Origin of the sequence: Nitrincola tibetensis (genome assembly GCF_003284585.1) — a bacterium.
Classification (GTDB): domain Bacteria; phylum Pseudomonadota; class Gammaproteobacteria; order Pseudomonadales; family Balneatricaceae; genus Nitrincola; species Nitrincola tibetensis.
In genome coordinates this window covers 148,725-173,712 of record NZ_QKRX01000008.1, presented here as the reverse complement: position 1 = coordinate 173,712, position 24,988 = coordinate 148,725, and the positions used below count along the sequence as shown (strand labels likewise).

24 protein-coding genes are annotated in these 24,988 nt (G+C 45.9%); 19 read left to right on the top strand and 5 right to left on the bottom strand.

The window, feature by feature from the left end; all coding sequences use genetic code 11:
- Positions 1-11: 11 nt before the first annotated feature.
- Positions 12-1,955 (top strand): transglycosylase SLT domain-containing protein, encoded by a 1,944-nt coding sequence (locus tag DN062_RS12105; RefSeq protein WP_112159580.1) that lies wholly within the window; start codon positions 12-14, stop codon positions 1,953-1,955.
- A 41-nt stretch (positions 1,956-1,996) separates the two neighbouring features.
- Here the strand turns inward: DN062_RS12105 and DN062_RS12100 are convergent, their stop codons facing one another.
- A complete protein-coding gene (locus tag DN062_RS12100) occupies positions 1,997-2,248 on the bottom strand; it encodes a glutaredoxin family protein (protein WP_112159579.1) in 252 nt (83 codons plus the stop codon).
- Positions 2,249-2,429: 181 nt separating this feature from the next.
- Here DN062_RS12100 and DN062_RS12095 point away from each other — a divergent pair, with 181 nt between their 5' ends.
- From DN062_RS12095 to DN062_RS12085, 3 genes are all read left to right on the top strand, one after another.
- On the top strand, positions 2,430-4,166 hold the full coding sequence (locus DN062_RS12095; protein WP_112159578.1) for a PHA/PHB synthase family protein: 1,737 nt from the start codon (positions 2,430-2,432) through the stop codon (positions 4,164-4,166).
- A 92-nt stretch (positions 4,167-4,258) separates the two neighbouring features.
- Positions 4,259-5,632 carry an MATE family efflux transporter gene (locus tag DN062_RS12090; protein WP_112159577.1) on the top strand — a complete coding sequence of 458 codons (1,374 nt, stop codon included), beginning with the start codon at positions 4,259-4,261 and terminating at the stop codon, positions 5,630-5,632.
- Entirely contained in the window at positions 5,613-6,701 is a 1,089-nt protein-coding gene (locus DN062_RS12085) for a DUF3080 family protein (protein WP_112159576.1), read from the top strand. The genes DN062_RS12090 and DN062_RS12085 overlap by 20 nt, the downstream gene beginning before the upstream one ends.
- On the opposite strand, the gene DN062_RS12080 is transcribed toward DN062_RS12085, so the two are convergent.
- The 3 genes from DN062_RS12080 to rlmM all read right to left on the bottom strand — a co-directional run bounded on the left by DN062_RS12080 (position 6,676) and on the right by rlmM (position 8,700).
- Positions 6,676-7,284, bottom strand: a complete 609-nt coding sequence (locus DN062_RS12080) for a ProQ/FINO family protein (protein WP_239995780.1) — start codon at positions 7,282-7,284, stop codon at positions 6,676-6,678. The two genes, DN062_RS12085 and DN062_RS12080, sit on opposite strands and share 26 nt — an antisense overlap.
- Positions 7,253-7,495 carry a sulfurtransferase TusA gene (gene tusA / locus DN062_RS12075; protein WP_112159575.1) on the bottom strand — a complete coding sequence of 81 codons (243 nt, stop codon included), beginning with the start codon at positions 7,493-7,495 and terminating at the stop codon, positions 7,253-7,255. The genes DN062_RS12080 and tusA overlap by 32 nt, the downstream gene beginning before the upstream one ends.
- A gap of 134 nt (positions 7,496-7,629) precedes the next feature.
- Positions 7,630-8,700 carry a 23S rRNA (cytidine(2498)-2'-O)-methyltransferase RlmM gene (gene rlmM / locus DN062_RS12070; RefSeq protein ID WP_205126721.1) on the bottom strand — a complete coding sequence of 357 codons (1,071 nt, stop codon included), beginning with the start codon at positions 8,698-8,700 and terminating at the stop codon, positions 7,630-7,632.
- 438 nt (positions 8,701-9,138) lie between these two features.
- On the opposite strand from rlmM, the gene ccoN reads away from it, so the two are divergent.
- From ccoN to queE, 14 genes are all read left to right on the top strand, one after another.
- Positions 9,139-10,575: a cytochrome-c oxidase, cbb3-type subunit I gene (gene ccoN / locus DN062_RS12065; RefSeq protein WP_112159574.1), complete on the top strand. Its 1,437-nt coding sequence runs from the start codon at positions 9,139-9,141 to the stop codon at positions 10,573-10,575.
- Between the two features lie 22 nt (positions 10,576-10,597).
- The gene (gene ccoO, locus DN062_RS12060) at positions 10,598-11,215 is read left to right on the top strand and encodes a cytochrome-c oxidase, cbb3-type subunit II (protein ID WP_476703532.1); all 618 of its coding nucleotides are present in this window, start codon (positions 10,598-10,600) and stop codon (positions 11,213-11,215) included.
- Positions 11,216-11,221: 6 nt separating this feature from the next.
- Positions 11,222-11,419, top strand: a complete 198-nt coding sequence (locus DN062_RS12055) for a cbb3-type cytochrome oxidase subunit 3 (protein WP_193483892.1) — start codon at positions 11,222-11,224, stop codon at positions 11,417-11,419.
- Complete coding sequence (ccoP, locus tag DN062_RS12050; RefSeq protein WP_112159573.1) at positions 11,416-12,306, top strand: cytochrome-c oxidase, cbb3-type subunit III; 891 nt, start codon at positions 11,416-11,418, stop codon at positions 12,304-12,306. The genes DN062_RS12055 and ccoP overlap by 4 nt, the downstream gene beginning before the upstream one ends.
- A 165-nt stretch (positions 12,307-12,471) precedes the next feature.
- Positions 12,472-13,893: a cytochrome c oxidase accessory protein CcoG gene (ccoG, locus tag DN062_RS12045; RefSeq protein WP_112159572.1), complete on the top strand. Its 1,422-nt coding sequence runs from the start codon at positions 12,472-12,474 to the stop codon at positions 13,891-13,893.
- A 72-nt stretch (positions 13,894-13,965) separates the two neighbouring features.
- Positions 13,966-14,481, top strand: coding sequence for a FixH family protein (locus DN062_RS12040; RefSeq protein ID WP_112159571.1), 516 nt, complete (start codon positions 13,966-13,968; stop codon positions 14,479-14,481).
- Between the two features lie 13 nt (positions 14,482-14,494).
- Positions 14,495-17,026 carry a heavy metal translocating P-type ATPase gene (locus DN062_RS12035; protein WP_112159570.1) on the top strand — a complete coding sequence of 844 codons (2,532 nt, stop codon included), beginning with the start codon at positions 14,495-14,497 and terminating at the stop codon, positions 17,024-17,026.
- Positions 17,026-17,247, top strand: a complete 222-nt coding sequence (ccoS, locus tag DN062_RS12030) for a cbb3-type cytochrome oxidase assembly protein CcoS (protein WP_112159569.1) — start codon at positions 17,026-17,028, stop codon at positions 17,245-17,247. Before DN062_RS12035 ends, ccoS begins: the two co-directional genes overlap by 1 nt.
- Positions 17,240-17,914: a sulfite exporter TauE/SafE family protein gene (locus DN062_RS12025; protein WP_112159568.1), complete on the top strand. Its 675-nt coding sequence runs from the start codon at positions 17,240-17,242 to the stop codon at positions 17,912-17,914. The genes ccoS and DN062_RS12025 overlap by 8 nt, the downstream gene beginning before the upstream one ends.
- Before the next feature lie 72 nt (positions 17,915-17,986).
- The gene (hemN, locus tag DN062_RS12020) at positions 17,987-19,378 is read left to right on the top strand and encodes an oxygen-independent coproporphyrinogen III oxidase (RefSeq protein ID WP_112159567.1); all 1,392 of its coding nucleotides are present in this window, start codon (positions 17,987-17,989) and stop codon (positions 19,376-19,378) included.
- 127 nt (positions 19,379-19,505) lie between these two features.
- Complete coding sequence (fnr, locus tag DN062_RS12015; RefSeq protein WP_112159566.1) at positions 19,506-20,276, top strand: fumarate/nitrate reduction transcriptional regulator Fnr; 771 nt, start codon at positions 19,506-19,508, stop codon at positions 20,274-20,276.
- A gap of 31 nt (positions 20,277-20,307) precedes the next feature.
- Positions 20,308-20,850, top strand: coding sequence for an adenine phosphoribosyltransferase (locus tag DN062_RS12010; RefSeq protein ID WP_112159565.1), 543 nt, complete (start codon positions 20,308-20,310; stop codon positions 20,848-20,850).
- Between the two features lie 4 nt (positions 20,851-20,854).
- Positions 20,855-21,769: a recombination-associated protein RdgC gene (locus DN062_RS12005; protein ID WP_112159564.1), complete on the top strand. Its 915-nt coding sequence runs from the start codon at positions 20,855-20,857 to the stop codon at positions 21,767-21,769.
- Between the two features lie 12 nt (positions 21,770-21,781).
- A complete protein-coding gene (gene queE / locus DN062_RS12000) occupies positions 21,782-22,411 on the top strand; it encodes a 7-carboxy-7-deazaguanine synthase (protein WP_112159563.1) in 630 nt (209 codons plus the stop codon).
- Here the strand turns inward: queE and DN062_RS11995 are convergent.
- Positions 22,408-23,280: a bile acid:sodium symporter family protein gene (locus DN062_RS11995; RefSeq protein ID WP_162301298.1), complete on the bottom strand. Its 873-nt coding sequence runs from the start codon at positions 23,278-23,280 to the stop codon at positions 22,408-22,410. The two genes, queE and DN062_RS11995, sit on opposite strands and share 4 nt — an antisense overlap.
- A gap of 483 nt (positions 23,281-23,763) precedes the next feature.
- On the opposite strand from DN062_RS11995, the gene DN062_RS11990 reads away from it, so the two are divergent.
- A complete protein-coding gene (locus DN062_RS11990) occupies positions 23,764-24,930 on the top strand; it encodes a cation diffusion facilitator family transporter (protein ID WP_112159561.1) in 1,167 nt (388 codons plus the stop codon).
- Positions 24,931-24,988 lie beyond the last annotated feature (58 nt).

Genomic DNA, 24,988 nt, shown 5'->3' with positions numbered 1-24,988 from the left:
GTCATCTTATCGTGCCTGGTACCAAGTTTTTTTGCGCGCTTACGGCTAGCTTTTTGCTCTCATCCTGTATTCAAGCCAACCCTTCGCTTGAGAGTCAAAGAACTCTTTACTTATCAACATTAAACGCATTGGAAACAGGCAATCAAAACGACTATATCAATGGCGTGAAGCAACTGCAGAACTATCCGCTTCTCCCTTATTTAACCTTTTCAGAACAGTCCAAGCTTCTGCCAAGACTCAATGCTGGCGAAGTTGAAGAACTCTTAGATCAGTATCAAGGTACCCCTCTCTATAATCGTCTACTCCTAAGCTGGACATCGCAACTGGGCCAACAACAGCGCTGGAATAGCTTTCTTGAGTTTTACCCAAGGGTAAAACATCCAAATGCAAGACTAAATTGTTTTGCTGCCAGAGCGGCGCTAGCACAGGGCGATAGAGCATCCGCGTTTCGTCAAGCAGAGCAACTCTGGAATATTGGCCAATCTCAGAACAATGCCTGTGACCCTCTATTTGACACCTGGGTCAATGAACAAGGCATCTCTCGCGAACTGGCGTTTGACCGTTTCATGAAGGCGCTCGAAGCCGACAATATAGGCATTGCACGCTATGCTGAACGATTTATTACACGCGAGCAGGATAAAGCTCATGTTAGCCTGATATGGTCAATTTATAATTCGCCTGAAACCTTGCAAGCACAGCCTAGTCAGCTCACTCTCAACACACCCCATCATCGCCGACTAGCAATGCTCGCAGTCAATAAGCTTGCCCCTAACGATTTAGAGGGCTCTTTAAGACTTTGGCTCTCCTTAACACGGAGCCTATCTATCCCTACTGAAGAACAAGAAGCCATTACCGTTAGACACGGCGTTCGTTATGCAAAAGGGTTCCATGCCAATGCACCCGCATTACTGGCCCAACTTGACCCGAACTTTAATTTTCCAGAGCTGACGGAATGGCGCATACGCTTAGCCTTAACCGAACAAAACTGGACGACTGTTAGCCAATTGATTCAACGCCTCCCAGAGCACCTTAAAGACACACCACGCTGGCAATACTGGCAAATGGTGAGTCAAGTGCGTTTGAATCAGCGCCCAACACCTGAACTCATACAAACATTGGTTGCAGATCGAAGCTTTTACGGATTTATAGCCGCAGAAATGCAGGGCAAGCCTTTCTCAATCAATCACCAACCCAAACAAGCCTCAGCAGCTGAAATTGAGCGCATTCGGAACCTTCCTGCAATGCAACGCATTCATGAGCTTTATCAATTAGGCTTTGAAGATCTGGCACGCTCAGAATGGAATCATGTTACGGCACATCTTTCTGATCACGAGCTGCATATCGCAGCACATCTTTTTAAATCTTGGGGCTGGTATTTCCAAGGCATCCGCGGTGCGATTGCGAGTGATCGCTGGGATGATTTAGAGCTACGTTTCCCTGCTCCACACGCACGCCTCTTCGCTGAGGCAACACGTGAGTTTAATATTCACCCCGCTTGGGCTCTGGCCGTTACCCGCCAAGAAAGCGCATTTCAAAATGTCGCACGCTCAGGTGCTGGCGCCAGAGGACTCATGCAACTCATGCCTGCCACGGCACGCGAAACGGCAAGACGTTTTGAGATTCCATTAGACGATCTGGAGCGCTTAAACGAACCTAACACGAATATTCGCTTAGGCTCAGCGTATCTTTCCCAGATGCTCGGTTTTTTTAATGGGAACCGCGTACATGCTACCGCCGCATACAATGCTGGCCCTGGCCGTGTTCGCCAATGGTTATCGGCTCGCGGACATTTACCCTTGGATATTTGGGTAGAAACTATCCCCTTTGATGAAACACGCCAGTACGTGCAAAATGTTCTGACATTTGGTGTCATCTACGCGGAAATGCATAACTACACGGCCAGCGTACTCAGCCAAGAAGAGCAAAGACAACTGGCTTGGTACTCAAATCGCTAAAACAGCATCCCACTGACCTAAGCAAGATTTAGGAATAATGCTTAGGTTTCTGACAAGGACGTCAGAAAGGCGTGGACATCCTCTTGAGCAAACGGCCAATCCAACGCGTGATTTGTTGCTGGGCAATAAAGCACGGGAATACGCGTCGCAAATTGATCCATAAGCGCATCATCATATGCGATATCAACCCAGTCAATCTCAACCTCCGTAGCAGGTAAAGACAGCAGCAAAACGGCTTCAGCTTCATCGCACAGGTGACATCCTTCTGTACTCATTAACTCAAGTTTCAACATCTAACCTTCCAACATATTTGTAAAATAGAGGATTACGAGTCGCGCTTAAATAACATTAACACGACACTCGGGGTTTACGCACTTTCACCTTAATGATAATGTCATTCAAACATCGCATGCTATAAGGTGTATGGTGATCACACCCTGATCAGACAACCCTCCGGACAGATAGGCGTATATTATGGAACAAAAGAACAGTAAAGTTTCTGATCCTCACGAGTTTATCGAGTATGTTAGCCAAGAAACCAGCAAAATACTTGAGATGTATTCGGCAACGGGGGGGGATGATATTTTCCGCAACTTCACCCAGACTTGGACCGATCTTGCTACCCGTTCACTGAAAGACCCAACCGTATGGATTAAAGCCATTGCTGATTACCAGCAAGCTCAACTTAATCTTTGGCGCAACTTGTTTACAGGTACGACTGAGACGGTTGCAGCACCTTCTCCGGGCGACCGCCGCTTCCAGAGCGACGAGTGGTCTAAAAACCCCGTGTTTGATTACATCAAACAATCGTATTTGTTGTCATCAAAAATGTTGACAGAAATGGCAGCCAATGCAAAGCTTTCTGATGCAGAGCAACAAAAGCTAGAGTTTTACACTCAGCAATATTTGGATGCTATGTCTCCAACTAACTTTGCGTTCACCAATCCAGAAGTTATCAATCAAGCTATTGAAACCAATGGACAAAGCTTAGTTGATGGCTTAAAGAACCTGCTTGGCGATATCGACAAAGGTCATATCACCATGACGGACGAGTCTGCATTTGAGCTAGGCAAAAACATCGCTACCACTGAAGGTGCTGTGGTTTTCCAAAACGATATTTTCCAGTTGATTCAATACAAACCGGAAGGTGAACAGGTTTTTGAAAAGCCTCTCTTGATTGTACCGCCTAGCATCAACAAGTTTTACATTCTCGATTTACAGCCGCACAACTCATATGTCAAATACTGTGTTGAACAGGGACATAACGTTTTCTTAGTCGCCTGGGTCAACCCAAGTAAAGAAATGAGAACACTAAGCTGGGACGACTACGTTGAGCGCGGCGTACTAAAATCAATCGAAGTTACCAAAGAAATCAGCCAATCTGAAAAAGTAAATGCAGTTGCTTGGTGCGTTGGCGGAACCTTGTTAGCAACAGCGCTTGCTGTTATGGCTAACCGGAAAGACAACAGTGTTTTGTCAGCAACCTTCTTAACAACCCTGACAGATTTCCGTGATCCGGGCGATCTTAAGGTCTTTATTGATGACTACCAAGTCAAACAGTTGAAAGAAAAAGTCAATAAAGAAGGAATTTTGCACGGTCGTGAGCTGGCAACTTCATTTAATATGCTTCGCTCAAACGACTTGATTTGGTCCTATGTTGTTAACAACTATCTCAAAGGCCAAACACCCGCGCCTTTCGATATCCTTTACTGGAACAGCGACCCAACCAACTTACCCGCTCGCATGTACACTTTTTACATTACAAAAATGTACTTAGAGAACAAGCTTGTTGAGCCTAATGGTGTGTCTATTTGTGGCGAACCCATTGATTTAAGCAAAATCAAAGTCCCTTGCTACTTCTTATCCACCATTGAAGATCATATCGCTCCCTGGAAGAGCACCTTTGCCGCCACCGAGCTGTTTAAAGGGCCCATGGAGTTCGTATTAGGCGCCAGTGGCCACGTTGCTGGCGTTATTAACCCAGCATCCAAAAACCGCAGACATTACTGGACCAAAGGCGAACTCGGAAAAGGGCCTGATCACTGGCTCGAAACCTCCGAAAAGCAAGAGGGCTCTTGGTGGCCTAACTGGGCGGAATGGGTAAAACGACGCGCTGGCAAGAAAATTGATGCTCCAGCGGAATACGGCAACACCAATCACACTGTGATTGAAGCTGCACCAGGTAGCTACGTCAAGGCACGACTCGACTGATATCCGTTTTAACTTATGGCATACTATAGGGCACTGAAAGTGCCCTTTTTTATTGGCACTCCCCCCATTTTTACCAAGTATAAGTTCAGACCATGCGATCCAGCCCCAATCAAACAAAGTCCATATTGCATGAAAGCAAAAGCCTTTTAATGCTGGCCTGGCCAATCATGATAGCCCAACTCGCCCAGAACACTATGGGCTTCGTCGACACTCTGATGTCTGCACGAGCTGGCAGCGAAGACCTCGCGGCAATCGCGCTTGGCAGCAGTCTATGGCTTCCTATTTTCTTAGCCTTGGCTGGGATTCTCATGGCGACCACCCCTATCGTGGCTCACCATGTTGGTGCGCAAAATAACAAACAAATCCGTTCGACTTTTTACCAAGGCATATGGGTCGCACTTTTTTTAGGCGCTGTTTCAGTCATTCTATTGCAGAACACCTCATTTATATTGTCGAGACTCTCTCTCGAACCCAGCCTACAAGCCAAAACCGAAGGCTATTTAGCTGCTATTTCATGGGGATTTCCAGCGTTACTGCTCTTACAAGTCATTCGTGGCTTTAGTGAAGGCCATGGAAGAACAAAAGCCGTCATGAAAATTGCACTGCTCGGCCTCCTGTGTAACATACCCCTTAACTATATTTTCATTTTTGGAAAACTAGGATTACCCGCTTTAGGTGGCGTGGGCTGTGGCATTGCCAGCGCTATAGTGATGTGGATCATGCTATTTGCAGGCATTATTTACTTAAACAAAAGCAAATTTTTCGCACATTTAAGTCTAAGCTTTAAATGGCAGACTCCTATCCCATCTCAACTCATCACCTTTTTAAAACTTGGCACACCTATCGGCTTTGCATTACTCATTGAGTCAAGCATGTTTAGTGTCATCGCATTGCTCATTGCCCCTCATGGCGAAACAGTGATTGCTGCTAACCAAATTACAATCAGTTTTACGGGGCTAATTTTTATGATTCCACTGAGTATCGCAATGGCCCTAACGATTCGAGTGGGGCAGCTTGCTGGTGCCAATCAAATACTCGAGGCGCGCAAAGCCGCCTTTACCGGCATTTATTTAACACTGGTTATCGCATTTTTCACCTGCTTGTTTATCTTTCTATTTGTTCACTCAATTGTTGGTCTTTACACTTCAGAAACGAATATCGTCTCACTGGCCTCACAACTACTGCTCATAGCCGCTCTTTTTCAATTTTCAGACGCCATTCAAGTCAGCGCAGCGGGCGCACTTCGCGGATATAAAGACACCGCCGTCCCTTTACTATTGGTCTTTGTATCCTTCTGGATCATTGGGCTGCCGTCCGGTTATATTTTAGGATTAACCGATATTATCTTGCCCGCTCAAGGTGCTGCTGGGTTCTGGTATGGATTGTTGATCGGACTGAGCTTTGGTGCCGTAATGCTACTAAGCCGACTACACCGAGTATCCAAACATGAATATCAGAGCCGCTAGCCTACTGACCGCTTGCCTATCCCTGATAGGATGCGCAGAACCTAGCGCTGAGAAAATGCTGGAAAACTACGTATCCCGTGTCAGCAACGCGCTAGATCAGCCTATCGAGTTTAAACCCAACACAGCCGCAAGACTTCCCGCCTTCCCCCTGCGCAGAGAGCGACTTCTTGAAATTGCTCCTATACGGGAAGGCTTACTGGATGTACTGGAGTTCAGACAATGTAACTTGCTGCCACTCATCTCTGAACGTAACAGCAATCTAGGCCGTGTGATGCAACCATCTCAACAATTGCGCTACGAGTTACGCTTCCTACCAGCACTCTATGATTGCAGAAGACAGTTAATGGCAGATCCACACGAAAATTCATCGACTTTTGTCAACAGAGTCAATGAAATCATTGCTCACAAAGAGCGAGAATTGCCCAAGCTGATCTGGAACAGTATTTACACCAGCTCAGAAATGGAGCAACAGTTTTCGTTAGCAAAGACGGCTCTTCCTCTCGAAAGCCAAGGCCGTATTAGCGACATAGAAACTGCGTTAGGTGCTTTCATTCGGATCAGCGAACTGACTCAATTAAGTGAATGGCCAGAGCCAAGAATGATTCAGGATATAGAAAAATATTACGAAGTTTTGTATCGAAATGCATCGGGAGGTGAGTGGTTAACAAGCATAGATTGGCTCACCTACACACTTAGTCAAGTTGCAGAGGGTATCGAAGCCCGCTTAGACCGCAGGGCCATATGCTTCAACCAACAACCCAACAATCAATCGGCCATTGTTAGAAATGTGTTTCTGAATTTTTACGCAGGCGAGTTACAACCCTATTTAAGCCAAGTGCATCAATTCGGTGAACGCTGGCTAAGCAGCCATGAGCTGATCCTTACCAACCTAACACTTCCTGATTCAATGCTAGAATATCAGCAAAAGGTGTTGAGCAAGACACATCCCGATGGACTGTGGCAAACATACACCCAAGCCAGAGATCGACATACTCTAGCTTGGCAAAGACTGCTGGATCAGTGCGGGATGCTTCCCAGTGCCCCTATCGTGCTTGACGATTCAGAGTAAGCAACTGATCAAGCTTTGAGCTTAATCGCTCTTCTTTTTCTTTACGGCGCGCTTCCTTTTCCTGATCAGCTTTACGCTGCTTACGCATTTGATGAAACTCTTTGAGTTTCCCTTTAGCATGCTCTGCTTCTTCTGCCGTCACTTTTCCAGCAGGCGAAGCATCAATACCAATACGATCAACCCCTTCTTGTAAACTTTTCAAATACTGGGGAGAACGTACATATGACGCAAGTGCTCGCTTGATTTTACTCTTAGATACCTTGTCATCGGCAACCAAGTCTTCTTGAATGCCAATTTTCAGAGGTCTTACTGACTCACGAGAGAAAACTGTCGGGTACTGCTCCATTAACGCTTGCAACGCTGCCAAGTTCGCCGCACGATTTTTAGATACTGGCTTACGCTGACCATTATTGGTTTCAATTAACGCTGAATCACTCACTATTTTTCTCTCGACTGTTGATTCCTGCTGAGACAAGCTCTGCTCAAGACTATTCAGACGCTGCTCACATTCGTTAAGCAAAACGTCCATTTTCAATTGCATTTGTTCAATTTCAGACAGAACCTTTTCGGATATAGTATTCATACACTTGACCCTGATGACTCTGACCAATTAATTCGTGTCCCAAAAATGTACAAAACTTGGGAATATCTCGCTCTGTAGATGGGTCTGTTGCCTTAACATGCAGCACATCTCCTATCTGCATTTTTCTGACCTGTGCATGAAGCATCATTACAGGTTCAGGGCATAGCAGGCCCGTTGCATCTAAAAACTGATCAACAGTAATCGTTTCCATAACCTATCTCATTGGGATTACTTGGCACATTCTCTCAAATATCCTAAGCCATATAAACCGATACTCAGATCTTTTTTTAACTTTAATGCCTTAATAACACATTAAAACAGAAAATCTTTAACAAAAAATACCAATCAGGCCTTACGCAAATCTAAATAACAGGTAATTTCTTCACGATCATGATAAAGATGCCTAGCTGAAAGCTTAAAGTCTATCGAATGTTCATTCAATCCATCTTTTAGCCTATCTAAGCACTGAAGAGTTTCCTTATAACGCTGCTTCATAGGCAACTTCAAATTGAAGACCATTTGCTCAGCCCATCCGTGAGTTGCCCAATCCAACATCAACTCAGTCACTTGGATCGGTTTTTCAACCACATCACAGACCATCCAATTAACGGGGCGAACTGGCTCGAACCTAAATGCATCTTCACGTAAATGAGTCACCTGTCCGGTTTCCATCAAGGATTCGTTCATGGGCCCATTATCGACAGCGGTAACAAACATTCCTTTTTGGACCAACTGCCACGTCCAACCACCTGGCGCAGCACCCAAATCCACAGCCGTCAACCCACCACCTAGTGCCTCATCAAACTCTGACTTAGGTATAAACCAGTGCCAAGCCTCTTCAAGCTTCAAGGTTGAGCGACTCGGTGCATGACTTGGAAACTTAAGACGCTGAATGCCCATTGCATGACGGGAGCTGTTTTTTACAGGACTGACCCCAAGGAACATTTCTCGCCCCGACAAGGCAAACAAGTGCAGACGCCATAAAGAGGCTTGCTTGCGTGAAAGCATCAATCCATTTTTACGCAGACTTTGTGAAAAAGCAGACGCAAACTTAGTAACAAATCCCTGCAACTCTCGACCTTCTGTTGTATCAGGCGTTTCTGCAATCAACTCAGCCGTTTGCGGCAAGTCCTGCACAAGAGCAGAAAGGGGTGATATCCGATCCTGAGTCGGCAGCTCAGAACAAACAGGCAAGCATGCAACCCACTGGCGAATGAAAATTAAAGAACGGAACTTTATTTGAGACATCAACTCCAATGCATCACCAAAAAGATGATACTCAACGTATCCTTGGTCTTTCGTGAACACAGGATAGCCCGCAATTCCAACTTCTGTGGCACGATTGGATATTTCAGCTGCGCATTCGGCTTCAAATCCAGCTCGGCAGTAAAGTAAGAGAAGTTTCAAGGGTAACATGGAGTAAAACCTATAGATATCAAATGAATCAGGATGCAATTTGCCGCTATCTTAACAGGATTTTCTGCAATCGATTAATATTTACCTAACCTTCAGGTTGATTGAGCAAGTCATGAATTGACTTACATCAATTAAAATGAAAATATTCTGTCATTAGTCTTAGTCCAAAGTTGCAGTAACACCCTGTAAAAGTGCGTATTCCAACGCACGCTACAATCATCAAAAACTGGAATAAAAATAATATTCCATATATATATCAATACATTATATTATTAAGTAAAGTTCATTGAACGAAAGAGACCTTCGACTTTTTTCTCTTTTCACTGCGACATCATGTCACAGCATGCCTGAGCATTACGTTGAAATGATGGGGTAATTCCCTGATAATCCGCGGTGGAACTCTTCTTACTACTAACAGCTTGTTGATGAGAGCCTGATATGAGCATTGCAACTGATCACCCGACGTACAACTACAAAGTAATACGTCAATTCGCCATCATGACTGTAGTCTGGGGTATTGTAGGTATGGCCGTAGGCGTACTTATAGCAGCCCAACTTGTCTGGCCGGCGCTTAACTTTGATATACCTTACTTGACCTATGGACGTTTACGTCCGTTACACACCAATGCTGTTATTTTCGCATTTGGTGGATGTGCTCTTTTTGCAACGTCCTACTATGTTGTGCAGCGTACCTGTCAAACACGTCTAATTTCTGATGGATTAGCCGCGTTTACCTTCTGGGGATGGCAGGCAGTGATTGTGCTGGCCGCAATTACATTGCCGCTTGGATTAACGTCTGCGAAAGAGTATGCCGAACTTGAGTGGCCTATCGACATTCTGATCACTTTGGTCTGGGTTGTGTATGCCATTGTCTTCATAGGTACGGTATTCAAGCGTAAGACTGCACACATCTATGTTGCAAACTGGTTCTATATGGCTTTCATCTTGGTTATCGCGGTACTGCACGTTGTTAACAGCGCGGCAATGCCAGTCTCCATGTGGAAATCTTATTCTGCCTATTCTGGCACCATCGATGCGATGGTTCAGTGGTGGTACGGACATAACGCAGTAGGCTTCTTCTTGACCGCGGGCTTCCTTGGCATGATGTACTACTTCGTTCCTAAGCAAGCGAATCGCCCTGTCTACTCATACCGTCTTTCAATTGTTCACTTCTGGGCATTGATTGCGACCTACATGTGGGCTGGCGGACATCACTTACATTACTCTGCCCTTCCAGACTGGACACAATCTGTTGGCATGGTGATGTCGTTAATCCTACTGGCTCCATCTTGGGGTGGTATGATCAACGGTATGATGACGCTGTCTGGCGCGTGGCATAAGCTTCGTACCGACCCAATCTTGCGCTTCTTAGTTGTTTCTCTGTCGTTTTACGGCATGTCAACCTTTGAAGGCCCAATGATGTCGATTAAGACCGTTAACGCCCTATCTCATAACACAGATTGGACGGTAGGCCACGTTCACTCAGGTGCGTTGGGCTGGGTTGCCATGATCTCGATTGGCGCTGTTTATCACATGCTGCCAAAACTGTTTGGTAAAGCACAGGTGTACAGCACTAACTTGATTAATGTCCATTTCTGGCTTGCAACAGTGGGTACTGTTCTTTACATCGTTTCGATGTGGGTTAACGGTATTTTACAAGGCTTGATGTGGCGTGCAGTTAACCAAGATGGAACCCTGACTTACAGCTTCGTTGAAGCTATGGAAGCCAGCCATCACGGTTACTTCGTTCGCGTTTTAGGTGGAGCACTCTTCCTGACAGGTATGCTAGTGATGGCATACAACGTATGGCAGACTGTGCGCAGTGGCAGCTCCGTAAAAGCGGCAGATCCTGAAGCTGAAGTTCAGACTGCGTGAGTCAGACGAGGAGCATTAAGACATGATTAAACATGAAACAATTGAAAAAAATGTTGGGTTAATGGCTGTTCTGATCATACTCGTGATCAGTGGCGGTGGTCTTGCTGAGATCGTCCCATTATTTTTTAAAGATTCAACCACTAAACCGATTGAAGGTATGCGGACTTACACAGCACTTGAGCTTGAAGGTCGTGATATCTACATTCGTGAAGGTTGTCACGTGTGCCACACGCAAATGGTTCGTCCTTTCCGTGCGGAAACCGAGCGTTATGGTCACTTCTCTACTGCAAATGAGCATGTATGGGAGCATCCTTTCTTGTGGGGCTCTAAGCGTACAGGACCTGACTTAGCTCGTGTCGGCGGCCGCTACTCTGATGACTGGCAACGCGCTCACTTGTATAACCCAAGAGACGTGGTACCAACCTCAAAAATGCCATCGTATCCTTGGTTATTTGAGCGTCAATTAAGTGGTGCTCAAACCAGCCAGAAAATGGAAACACTCAGAACCTTAGGTGTTCCGTTTACGGACGAGCAAGTAGCAAATGCACGCTCAGATGTGCAGGGTAAATACGAGATTGATGCATTGGTGGCCTACCTGCAAGCACTCGGAAAAACCCACTCTAACTATAGTACACGGTGATCCGCTGTGAGTTATGAAGTGTATGGCCCGTTTATCCCTGTGATTATGTTGATCACGTTTATCGGTTTGTTTGTTTGGGTCTTATTGCCACAAAACAAAAAACGATTCGATGACGCCGCCAACCTACCCTTCGCGGATGATGAGAACGATGAAGGGCGAAACGATCAGGATAAACCGGCCCATAACGGGAGAGATAAAAAATGAGTGCTTTCTGGAGCGCGTGGATTAGTGTTATCACCCTCGGTGTAATCTTTGGCTGCACATGGTTGCTGTTTGCAACTCGTAAAGGCCAAAAATACAACGAAACGACGGAAGAAACCGTTGGTCATTCGTTTGATGGTATAGAAGAGTTGGACAATCCATTACCAAAATGGTGGTTCCAAATGTTCGTGGCCACTGTCATTTTCGGCTTAGTTTACCTGTTACTCTACCCTGGTCTTGGTAATTTCAAAGGCCTGTTGGGTTGGACGTCTACGGGTCAATGGGAAGAAGAGATGCAGTATGCTGAAAAGCATTATGCACCGGTATTTGAGCGCTTTGCACAATTGAGCATTGAAGAACTGCACCAGCCTGAGAACTCTGAAGGCTTACGCATTGGTCAACGCCTGTTTGCTAACAACTGCTCAGTGTGCCATGGTGTTGGGGGCGTCGGTGCTTACGGGTTCCCGAACCTGACCAATAATGACTGGCTGTACGGTGGTACTGAAGAAAACATCAAAACAACTCTGGTACAAGGCCGTAACGGCGCAATGCCAGCTTGGGGTGATGTATTAGGTGAAGACGGCATTCGTGACATGTCTCACTATGTTCTAAGCCTTGCTAACCGTGAGCATGATACTGAGTCAGCGGCGAGAGCCCAACCTCAGTTTGCAGCTCTTTGCGCAGCTTGCCATATGCCTGATGGCACAGGTATGCACGCCTTAGGTGCACCTAATTTGACCAATGACATTTGGTTGTATGGCGGCAGCTTCGAGCAAATCGCTCACACCCTGCGTCATGGACGTTTCGGCGTCATGCCTGCTTTCGGCGGCCAATTGTCAGAAGATCAAATCCACTTGATTACTGCGTATGTGAAAAGCTTAGGCCAGTAAAATACTTGTCCTAGCATAAGGGAGATGAGCAACTCATCTCCCTTTTTTTTAAGTTTTTTTTTAAATAAAGATATGACTTACGTCATATCGTTCATTTTTTTGGCATAATATTATAACGATTAGAAAACCTGCCTTACTAACTTGTAGCAACTCACAGGCACGACCATGAATCAGATTCCGGTTAAAGACGTCACGCCCAAAAGCAGCAAAGACAGTGCGCAAACATTTGATATGTATGCCAAGCGCGAACATATCTATGTAAAGTACTATAAAGGCTTTTTTAAAAACCTTCGTACCTTTACGGGCTTTGTACTTTTAGCCTTGTTTTTTGGAGTCTCTTGGCTGCAATGGGATGGCCGTCAGGCTGTCTTATTCGATTTGCCCAATAGACAGTTTCATGTCTTCGGCATGACATTTTGGCCGCAGGATTTCATGCTTCTATCCTGGTTACTGATTATTCTTGCCTTTATACTATTTTTTGTAACTGTTTTTGCCGGACGACTCTGGTGTGGATACTCTTGCCCGCAATTTGTATGGACTTGGTTTTATATTTGGGCAGAGCGCATCACCGAGGGTGATCGCAATAAACGTATGCGTCGCGATAAAGGCCCAATGACCAGTGAAAAATTTATTCGCAAGACAGCAAAGCACAGCCTTTGGATGCTCTTAGCGATTCTCACTGCGATAGCCTTTGTCGGTTATTTTTCACCTATTCGTGAACTCATTCCTAACATTTCAAGTGGAAATCTGGGCACTTGGGAACTCTGGTGGCTTGGCTTCTTTACTCTGGCAACTTACGGTAACGCTGGCTGGCTACGTGAGCAGGTGTGCATTTACATGTGCCCCTATGCGCGCTTCCAAAGCGTTATGTTTGACCAAGACACCTTGGTAATTTCATACGATGAAAAACGTGGTGAAGCACGTGGAAAACGCAAAAAAGACAGCGATCCTAAAGCTGAGGGCCTAGGTGATTGTATTGATTGCCATGCCTGTGTCCATGTATGCCCTGTTGGTATTGATATCCGCGATGGCTTGCAGTATGAATGTGTCGCCTGTGGCGCCTGTATTGATGCCTGTGATGAAATCATGGACAAAATGGGATACGACAGAGGGCTTGTTCGCTACACCACTGAACACTCACTGGAAGGCAAGCAAACCAAAATTTTAAGGCCGAGATTGATTGGTTATTTCGCGGCGATGCTGATCATGTTAGCGGCATTTGTCTATGTTTTAAGCAATCGCATACCGGTTGAATTTGAAGCCATTCGTGACCGTGGGGAGCTTTACTCAGAGGTCAGCAGCGATCTAATCCAAAACGTATTCACCTTAAAGATTGCGAATAAAGAACAGATTGATCGCAGTTACCGCCTCAGTGTCACTGGCATTGACGGGCTAACACTCATCAACGACCCAGTCGTCACTGTAAGCTCCGGCGAACTGCTCAATTACCCTGTACGGGTGCAGGCACCTAAAAATAATTTACTTTCATCGAACTCTGCCATCCAGTTCAGTGTCGAAGCCTTGGACGCGAAGGATGTCAAAGCAACGATTGAAAGCCGTTTTATGGGCCCAGCTCCTCGTCGATAACAAGAAATGTTGAAGTGAAATACAGTATAATTCGCGGCAGATACAGTCTGCCGCTTTAATTTGAGGTTTTGAATGAGTCAACAATCCACCCCAACTGCCCCTTGGTACAAACAGCCTTGGCTGTGGTTCGTACTGTCCCCTATTATTGCCGCAATGACCGTTGGCTTTATTATGCTGTCAGTTGCAATTGGACAACAAAGGATCGACCCCCCCTTAGATCGTGAGTCTAAACGTGACGGCCGAGGCTATGTGTTAGATACGTCTCATCTTGAAAATGCAGAAGCACGAGGCATCTCGGCAACACTGGTGCTAGACAGCCTAACAGGGCAAGCACTGGTCAATGTTGAGGGCGATATTGAAGAAGAATTATCTATGATTGAACTGCATGTTAAGGTTGGCGCAAATCAACAGCGCGACCATGTCATCAAATTAAACCGTGTCGGCACCTTAAATTCGTTTAACGGCAATATGGATAGCTTAATTGCGACACGCTCGACCTTCATCCTCATCCCAGAGTTGGGTGACTGGCACTTAAGACAAGATGCCTACCCACCTTTTGATGAAAAAACGATCGTTTTCCAACCCTAACTCGGTAGTTTGAATGAATGCGTTACTGACACCTTTGCAGCAAACTGAATGTTTTCATTGTGGATCTGATATACCTCAGGACAGCAATTTTTATACTGAAATCAACGGTGAGCAACAAAGGATGTGCTGTCCAGGTTGTCAGGCCGTTGCCCAAACCATCGTTGATGGAGGTTTGGACACGTTTTACCAACACCGCGGTCAAGAAGCGCTTTCTGCAACAGCAGACTTGTCTCGTATTGAAGAGTTAACACTAGAGTTTACGCTCTATGACCGGAAAGAGGTTCAAAGTGCGTTTGTAACGGGACTCGGTACAGACCAACATGATGCGATGCTTGTGATTGAAGGCATCAGCTGTGCCGCCTGTATTTGGCTACTTGAAAATCACGTTTCAAAGCAACCGGGGGTGATTAAGTTCAATGTCAACTTATCTAGCCACCGAGCTCACCTGTTGTGGAACCCTAAGGAGGTTAAGCTCAGTCACCTCCTGGCAACCATTGCGCATGTTGGCTATCGCGCTCACCCTTACCACCCCGATAAAGAAGAACAACTCCTTGCCAAAGAGCACAAGCGCTCCATCATTCGCATGGGCGTTGCAGGGATAGGCTCCATGCAAGCAATGATGTTTGCCGCAGCGCTTTACGCAGCAGAGATGTCTACAGCGGGTATGGAAGACATCTATATTCAACTGATGCGCTGGGCCAGTTTAGTTGTATCGACTCCCGTTATTATTTATGCCGCCTATCCCTTTTTGAAAAATGCCTTCAGGGATATCAGAGCCCGACATTTAACAATGGACATTCCCGTCTCCATTGCTATTTGGGGAGGCTTTTTAGCCAGTATTTGGGCAACCGTTTTCGATACAGGTGAAATTTACTTTGAATCAGTGACTATGTTCACATTTTTCCTATTAATTGGCCGCTTCCTTGAGATGAAAGCACGCCAACGAACAGGAAAAGCAGGTAATGCCTTAATGGATCTGATTCCAACCAGTGCCACTCGAATTAATCCTGACGGCAGCGAAGAACTCGTTCCAGCGACCGAGTTGCAACCTGACGACATCGTTATAGTGAAACCAGGCCACACCCTGCCCGCTGATGGTATTATCGCTAAAGGCATCAGTTCTATCGACGAATCTGCATTAACAGGCGAGTACCTTCCCCTTCGCAAATCAGTTGGAGATACAGTCGTTGGTGGTACCATCAATGTCGAAAACCCAATTGAAGTCTGTGTAACTGCCGTTGGTGAACATAGCCGAATCTCTGCAATTGTAAAACTTTTAGATCGTGCGCAAAGTGAAAAACCCCGTATTGCCCATATTGCGGACAAAGTCGCCAGTTACTTTGTAGGGGCTAGCTTAATTGTAGCCGTATGCGTGTTTACGACTTGGTATTTCATTGAGCCAGCAAACGCCTTTTGGATTACCTTAGCCGTGCTTGTCATCACCTGCCCTTGCGCGCTTTCACTGGCGACGCCAACGGCGTTAACAGCGGCGACTGGCACCTTGCGCCAAGAAGGCTTATTAATCACACGCGGACATGTTCTGGAGTCCTTTAGCAAAGCAACTCATGTTTTGTTTGATAAAACAGGCACCCTGACAGAGGGTCGTCTAGCGCTACAATCGACTCATTTGCTGCGTGAGTTTTCTGAACAAGGTGCTTTACGTATAGCCGCTGCACTGGAATGCCATTCTGAACACCCCATCGCACGCGCTTTCACTCCTTGGTTTGATCAAGCAGCAGAGGATACAACCAATACATTAGGATCGGGCATTGAGGGCGGTTTCAAGAATGAAGTGTATCGAATTGGTAAACCAAGCTTTGTGATGCAATTAAGCGGGCTCGATATCCCAGAAATGCCCGACAACAAACGTCAATGGGTTCTACTGGGGGATCAACAAGGCGCTATTGCATGGTTTGCCCTAGACGACCAAATACGTAAAGATGCCCTGAATACTATTTCGCAACTTAAGCGTCTTGGTCTACAAGTTGAAATGCTAACAGGTGACGCATCCCCTGCTGTGCAGCGCATTGCAGAACAACTGGGAATTACGCAGGTTTACTCAGGCATGACGCCCGAAAATAAACTGGAGCGTATCAGTGAGTTACAAGCTCAAGGGGCACGTGTCATTATGGTCGGTGATGGCATTAATGACATACCGGTTCTGGTTGGTGCACAAACATCAGTATCAATGGGAGCCGCAACCGATTTAGCAAAAACTAACTCGGATGCAGTGCTGATCAATAATCAATTAATGACCTTAGCACAGGGCGTGCGCTTATCTCGTAAGACTGAGCACATTATCAAAGAAAACCTTGCGTTATCCTTAGCCTACAACGTGATCGCGTTACCCGCTGCCTCAATGGGCATGATTCCTCCCTATATTGCCTCAATTGGTATGACAGCAAGCTCTCTCGTTGTCGTAGGGAATGCCTTACGCCTGACGCGTCGCTTTAAACGCTTGGCACCTATTAATGCAAATAACAGTGCAAAAAACAGCACGGCTGTCAGTACAAAAAATGCGCCTCAACCCAAAGCAGGTATGTAATGGAAATTATCATCATTCTAATCCCGATCGCCCTGATTCTAACAGGCATCGCTTTTTGGGCTTTTTTTTGGAGCGTTAACAGTGGTCAATTTGATGATCTCGAATCCCCAGCACATAGCATTCTATATGACGACGATGATCATTTGATCCCTGACGACGCCAAAGTCGACACGGATCAAACTGACTCAAATAAAGCTGACAACGCTAAGCGCAATGACTGAACCCCTTCTGATTTCCACCGCCATCATGATTGGCTTGCTTGGGAGCACGCACTGTATTGGTATGTGTGGGGGAATTGCCGCCAGCATCGGTTTACAGCGCCATCGATCAACACTGTCGAATGCGTCCTTTCTTATGAGTTACAATCTAGGCCGCATTTGTAGTTATGCCATTGCTGGAGCCTTATTGGGGTCGGTTGGAGCGCTCGTCGCAACGGGGATATCAGGACTTATTCTTCGCAGCTTTGCCGGACTCATGCTAATCGCCATGGGTCTCTACATCGGCCAATGGTGGCTAGGCATTACGCATCTGGAAAAAGTAGGCAGTAAACTCTGGAAATTAATTGGCCCAAGTGCCAGCCGTTTAATGCCTGTTAAAACTTTACCCCAGGCTTTATTGCTGGGTGTCGCATGGGGTTGGCTACCCTGTGGGCTGGTCTACAGTACATTACTCTGGTCTTCTTCTGCAGGCAGTTGGCAGCAAGGTGCACTGCTTATGGCAGGATTTGGGCTAGGTACACTACCGGCCATGTTCACCACGGGGTTACTGGCTCAGCAAGTAAAGACCCTGCTGCAACAAAAATGGACTCGGAAGCTGTCGGCACTCGTCATTATAACCTTTGGCATTTTTACACTCCCTCTATCTGAGTTAATTTCAATAAGCCATTGACCCTTATCAACGTATTTTTGTTTTTTTCAACTATACTGTCCGTTGTATTTTAGCTGTTAAGGAAAGGTAACTGTGAACTTCCAAAACCCTATTCAATGGGATCTAGACCTCATTAAGCGTTATGACTTATCGGGGCCTCGTTATACATCTTATCCCACTGCCGTACAGTTTGACCCTAACTTGCAGCCCGACGCCCTTGTGCAAGCCGCCCTAAGCACAACGGATAAACAAGCTCCCTTGTCCTTATACGTCCATATTCCCTTTTGTGCGCACGTTTGTTATTACTGCGCCTGTAACAAAGTCATTACTCGAAACCGTGATCGAGCTCAGCCCTACTTGGACCGTGTCTATCGCGAAATGGAGTACCTATCAAGCCTATACGATAACAACCGCATCGTTAATCAACTTCATTGGGGCGGTGGTACCCCTACCTTTATCAGTGATAGCCAAATGCGTGAGCTTATGGACCATCTGCGTAAAAATTTCAACTTACGAGATGATGACCAAGGCGATTATTCAATTGAAATTGACCCTCGTGAAGCCAGTGATGACACCCTTAGAGTTCTGCGAGAGTGTGGGTTTAACCGCATAAGCCTAGGTGTGCAGGACTTGGATATCAGGGTACAAGAAGCTGTCAACCGCGTACAACCTCTTGAGCAAACAGAACGCGTTCTAAACACTGCCCGAGCCCTTGGTTTTCAATCCATTAACATGGATCTTATTTATGGCCTTCCGCATCAAACCCTTTCGAGCTTTGATGCAACCCTAGATGAAATCATTCGGATGAGCCCTGATCGCCTGTCTGTCTTTAACTACGCTCATCTACCGGATCGCTTTCGCTCACAAAAACACATTCAATCAGACACTCTGCCTTCCGCCGATGTAAAACTGGATATCCTGCAACACACCATTAATAAACTACTGGGTGCGGGCTACGTCTATATCGGCATGGATCATTTTGCAAAACCGAATGACAGCCTTGCCATTGCCCAGCAAAATGGCCAGCTGCATCGGAACTTCCAAGGCTACACCACCCATTCTGATTGTGATTTGGTCGCGATCGGTGTGTCATCTATTAGCCAGATAGGCTCCGTCTTCTACCAAAATGAGCACGACTTAAGTCTGTACACCGATGCGATAGATCAAAAGCAACACGCGATTAAGCGTGGCATTAGTTTAAATGAAGATGATCGAATTCGGTCAGCCGTTATTAACCAACTCATTTGTCATTTTTCGTTGAATCCTGCGGATATTGAACAACGCTTCAACATTAATGTTGCGACTTACTTTGCGGAAGAGCTGACAGAACTGGCACAATTCGAAGCCGACGGCTTGATCACGCTAGACAAGGGGTTTATTCAAGTCACCCCTGCAGGACGTCTATTGATTAGGCGCATTTGCATGACTTTCGATGCGTATATCCCAAAACAAACACCTGTTCGCGGATATTCCAAAATTATTTAACCGCCCTCGCATCCGGCAGTTACGAGTAGTCGACTGCCGGATATTTCTTCACCCCGCCGCCTAAATGTTACATAATACCCAATCGAGAGCATCCAATGTTCATTCCGGTAAGGTGATAGGTGTACGAATGGAAGAAAAACGCTCAACAGGCAAACTCCACAGTCTCAACCAAGTGCACTGCAGCACCTGCAGTTTAAGCTCTTTGTGTCTACCCGTATCTTTGAACATGACGGAGATGGAGCGCCTTGATAATATCATCGATAAAAGCCGTCCATTAAAGAAAGGTGAGCATCTATTTAGACAAGGTGACACCTTTACAAGCATCTTTGCCATTCGTGCAGGCTCTGTAAAAAGCTACTGCATTACCAATGACGGCGAAGAACAAATCACAGGCTTCTTTTTCCCGGGCGAGCTGGTGGGACTCAGTGGCTTTAATGATACCGCCTACCCTGTTTCAGCCAAAATTCTAGAAACCACCACCGTCTGTGAAATACCGTTTGAGCGCTTGGATGACCTTTCTGGCCACATGCCTGAACTGCGCCGCCAGATTCTTCGAACCATGAGCCGTGAAATCAGCAATGATCAACAGATGATGACACTGCTATCGAAAAAGACAGCAGAACAGCGCGTAGCAACCTTCCTGATCAAGCTGACCCAACGTTTTCATGAACGTGGCTACTCCCAAAACTATTTGCGCTTATCTATGTCACGCAATGAAATAGGCAACTATCTTGGTTTAGCCGTTGAAACCATTAGCCGTATTTTTACACGTTTCCAAACGCAAAACATGATTCTTGTCGATGGCAAACAAGTCGAAATTCTGAACTATGATGCGCTTTTCGAACTATCAGGTGAAGCAATTGACAAGCCTATATCTGCTTGCAAAACCTCTCTTTAAACCCTACACCCGGGTCTCGCTGGAGTTTTAAATGTCTTACGATGAGTTTTATGTCAAATCCGTGGTCCGCTCTATCTCAGATTGGCCAGAACCCGGTGTTATTTTTCGTGATGTCACCCCTGTTTTTAAAGACCCTAAGGCCATGCGTATCACATGCGATGCGTTTATTCAGCGCTATATCGACAGTCCGATTACCCATATCGCTTGTATTGATGCTAGAGGTTTTATCCTAGGCTCAGTGGTCGCGTATCAACTGAATTTACCTTTGGTGCTCATCCGTAAAAAAGGCAAACTACCTGGCGAAACCATCGCAGAGGAATACTCGCTGGAATATGGCTCGGCGACAGTCGAACTTCAAAAAGATGCCATACAAGAAGGCGACAAGGTCTTGATTTTTGATGACCTGATTGCAACAGGCGGAACGGTTCTTGCGGCCGCCTCTCTCATCAAACGCTTAGGTGGACAGGTGGTGGAAGTTGCAGCCTTGATTGACCTGCCGGATCTACAGGGCTCACAACGCATTCAAGACAGTGGTGTACCAGTCTTTGCTTTACTCGCCTACGAAGGACTTTAACTGAATGAATTGGTTTAAGAACATCTTGATTTACAGATTCACCCCTGATGCAGATTTCTCAGAGCAACACTTGGAAAACGCACTTCTGACAAAACCCTTTGTGCCTTGTGGTCGTCAAGAACTTAAGCGTCAGGGCTGGGTTTCCCCCAGTTCATTTAGTGATAGCCCCGTATTTGTTAGCAACGGAATGTATCTTGTCAGCTTGCTGCAGGAAGAGCGCATTTTGCCCGCCAGCGTCATCAAAGATGAGCTGCAGGTTAAAGTCAGTAAAATTGAGCAGGATGAAGCCAGAAAGGTCTACCGCAAAGAAAAAGATCAGCTAAAAGACGAAATTATTCTAGAACTTCTTCCAAGAGCCTTTTCAAAACGCTCGGCCACCCGCGCCTTGATCATGCCGCAACTGGGATGGATTTTTGTTGATGCGGGAAGCTTCAAACGTGCTGAAGACTTGCTCAATAGCTTAAGGGAAGTCTTAGGCACATTAAAAGTCAAACCCTTAACCGTCAATCAAGCGCCAGCAAGCGTTTTAAGTCTATGGGTTCAGGACGAAGATCAAATTAGCACTGGGTTTGCCGTGGAAGATGAGTGTGAGCTCAGGGACACCTCTGCAGAGGGTGGCGTTATTCGCGTTAAAGGACAGAATTTGTTTTCCGATGAAATACGCGCTCATTTAGCCACAGATATGCAAGTCACGCGTTTAGCCTTAACTTGGCAAGATCAGCTGAGCTTTATGATTTACTCCGACTTAAGCTTGCATCGTCTTAAGCTAACGGATCAATATCACGAACAACTTCAGCAAGACAGCCCAGAGGACGAAAAGGCATTTTTTGATGCTCAACTCAACCAAATGGGTCTTGAATTGTCGAATCTAATGCCCTCGTTGATCGCCAGCTTTGGTGGCGAACCTGAATCCCCTTAGGCCTGACTTTGTATGTACAGCGTAAAAGAAGTGTTTTACACCCTGCAAGGTGAAGGAGCGCACGCAGGGCGCCCCGCTATTTTTTGTCGGTTTACTGGCTGCAATTTGTGGTCAGGGCGTGAAGTTGATCGGTCAAACGCCATCTGTCAATTTTGCGATACAGATTTTATTGGTAGTGACGGCCAAAATGGCGGCAAATTTAACTGCCCAGAAGCGTTAGTAACACACCTGCAACACTTTTGGCCCTTAAGTTCAGAACCTCCTTACGTTGTGTGTACGGGCGGAGAGCCTGCCTTGCAGCTCGATCAACCACTGGTCGACGCTTTGCACAAGGCGGGCTTTATTATTGCCATCGAAACCAATGGCACTAAACCGCTCCCGAATGGGATTGACTGGATTTGTGTTAGCCCAAAAGCAGACACAGATATCATCATTCGCAAAGGGAACGAGCTCAAACTGGTGTACCCTCAATCGCAAGCCATGCCAGAGCGGTTTGTCTCTTATCAATTTGACAATTTTTACTTACAGCCCATGGATTCAGAGGATGCTCAAGAGAATCTAAAAGCGACTCTCAGTTATTGTCTGCGTCACCCTAAGTGGCGATTAAGCTTACAAACTCACAAGATCCTAGGCATCGACTAGGTCATCACCCTCGCTTGGCGAATAAACACATCTCGGTTTCGCCAAGCGATTAACGCAAATGCAGGCAGTTGCATTAACACGCCATAGGTCAACGCACTGGCCGACATTTCGGCATTTTGCAACAAGGCACCCGTCACTAACAGTGCTGTTCCCGCATTCTGCAAACCCACCTCAATCGTTAAAGAGACACGCTGCGGGTCATCTAACCTTCCCATCACAGCCACTGCATACCCCATCAGCATCGCCAAGAGCACCAACGTAAAGACAGGCAGATACAAAACCGGCAAGACCTGCATTAACATGGGCCACCGGCTGACGACCAACATAATAACCGTTGCTACCATCAACAAAAATGCTAGGCGTCTTATGCTTTTTTCTATGCGTTGTGTGATCGCCAGATAATGATGCCTAAGCACCATTCCTAACAAGACAGGTACCAGAGTAATCAATAACATCTGCATTAAGGCTTGGCCAACGGGAAAAGCAATCGACACATCATCGTCCAAAGTAACCTTCAACAACAAGGCCGTCATCAAAGGTAATGTAAAGGGGGTGACCACACTCAATAGCGCAGTTAAAGAGACCGACAAGGCTGCATCGCCTCTTGCCAGCAAGGTAATGGCATTGGATGTTGCTCCACCTGGCGCCAAGGTCAAGATGATCAAACCTAACGCAAGCATGAGTGGAAGATCAAAGATCCAGACAACCCAAATACCCAGAAGTGGTAAAAGAAAAAACTGAGCTGTAATGCCAAAAAAGATGGCCCTAGGATACTTCAAGACACGCTTAAAGTCTGAGAGCGTCAGCGCTAAACCGACACTGAGCATGATAATAAACAAAGCAATCGGTAAAAACAGTTGCGTTATCATAGAAGCCTGCATGAATGAAAATCGCCACCTAGTGTTGAATTAGGTAAAGTATCTCAAATCTTGATTGTGCATTGCAAAAAAATCTATTAACACCTGTGTGTATGAAAATGCCCCCTGCATAGGATTAGCAAGGCTACCCACATTATCTGTGGATAAGCCTGTGAAAAAAATGCACATAACCCCTATCCTGCCCCATAAATTCACGGCTTCAGACAGATTGATCATTTTTTAACCAATAGATAAATTCATTAAATTTCAACAACTTAAATAAATCAATAGCTTAATTATCAGTTTTTCCGCTTTTTTCTGATCATTTTTCGACCATTAAAAAAACACTCACAGGTGTCAAGCATAAATTACAAGGTTACTCACAATTTTTGTAACTTTTTATTCATGTTCACTATTGACAGTCCGTATTAAATTGCAACACTGGAGTCCTTACGAGTAAGTCAGTACACTCATCTTTTTGAGTAGGAATTCCGTGTGAACCCATCCTTAGATGAGCGCAAGCGCGCCGGACAAAAAGTTAGCCTGATTGGAGCGCTTGTCAATACAGTAATGAGTTTACTGAAAATAATTGGCGGCTTGTTTTCTGGATCAGCGGCTTTAGTTGCAGATGGCTTTCATTCCTTATCGGATGTCATTACCGACCTAATGGTCGTTTTTTTGTTAGGTGTGTCCCATAAAAAAGCGGACACCAATCACCCATATGGCCACGGTCGTTTTGAAACGCTCGGAACCGTGGCACTGGCCTTCGTGTTATTGTCCGTTGCTGGATTCATGGCGTGGGATAGCTTGCGCCTTTTATTTGCAGGCGAGATCCCCTCTCCGCCAGGTGTCGTGGCTCTGTTTATTGCAGGCATCTCAATTTTAGCGAATGAAGTTCTGTTCTTTTATACCTTAAGAGTCGGAGAAAAAATCCAATCACGACTTTTAATTGCAAATGCATGGCATCACCGAAGTGACTCTCTATCCTCAGTCGTGGTCTTGATTGCAATAGCAGGCGCTATTCTAGGGGTTTGGTGGTTAGATGCGTTGGCCGCTGTTTTAGTGGCGCTATTGATCGCAAAAATTGGTTGGGAGTTGTTAAGCAAAAGTTTGGCGGAGCTGGTCGACACAGCCTTACCACCTGAGCGCCTTACAACGCTTCGAGAGACCGTGATGTCCGTAGATGGCGTCATAGGCGTCCATAGTTTTAAAACCCGCTCTATGGGCGGACAAAGCCTGTTAGAGATGCACGTTCAAGTTGCCCCTCATTTAAGTGCCGCCGAGGGCCACTACATTGGCGACTATGCAACGCGTTTACTGCAAGAGCGTTTTGATGACATTGCCCATATTATCTACCACATTGACACCTATGATGACCATGCGATCTCTTTACCAACTCGATCCGCATTACCCGCTCGAACAGAGATTCATCAGCATCTTGATGCCGCTCTAGCGAGAATTTTAGGTGAAGCCCCAGATTATGAATTGATTATTTACTACACTCCCCGCTTTATTGAGTTGGATATCAAGTGTCCAATGGCGATCTTTGCACTTTTAGAGCAACAAGGGGTGACGGCTGCAGAGCTTGAGGCACGCTTAAATGACGAACTGCGAACCTTAGAGTGGTTCAAGGGAATTCAGATCTGGTTACCGGCTCGGTAGTGTCGATAACGCGGAGCCCAAGCGTCTGGGCTCACACATAATAAAGCATGGCTAAAAC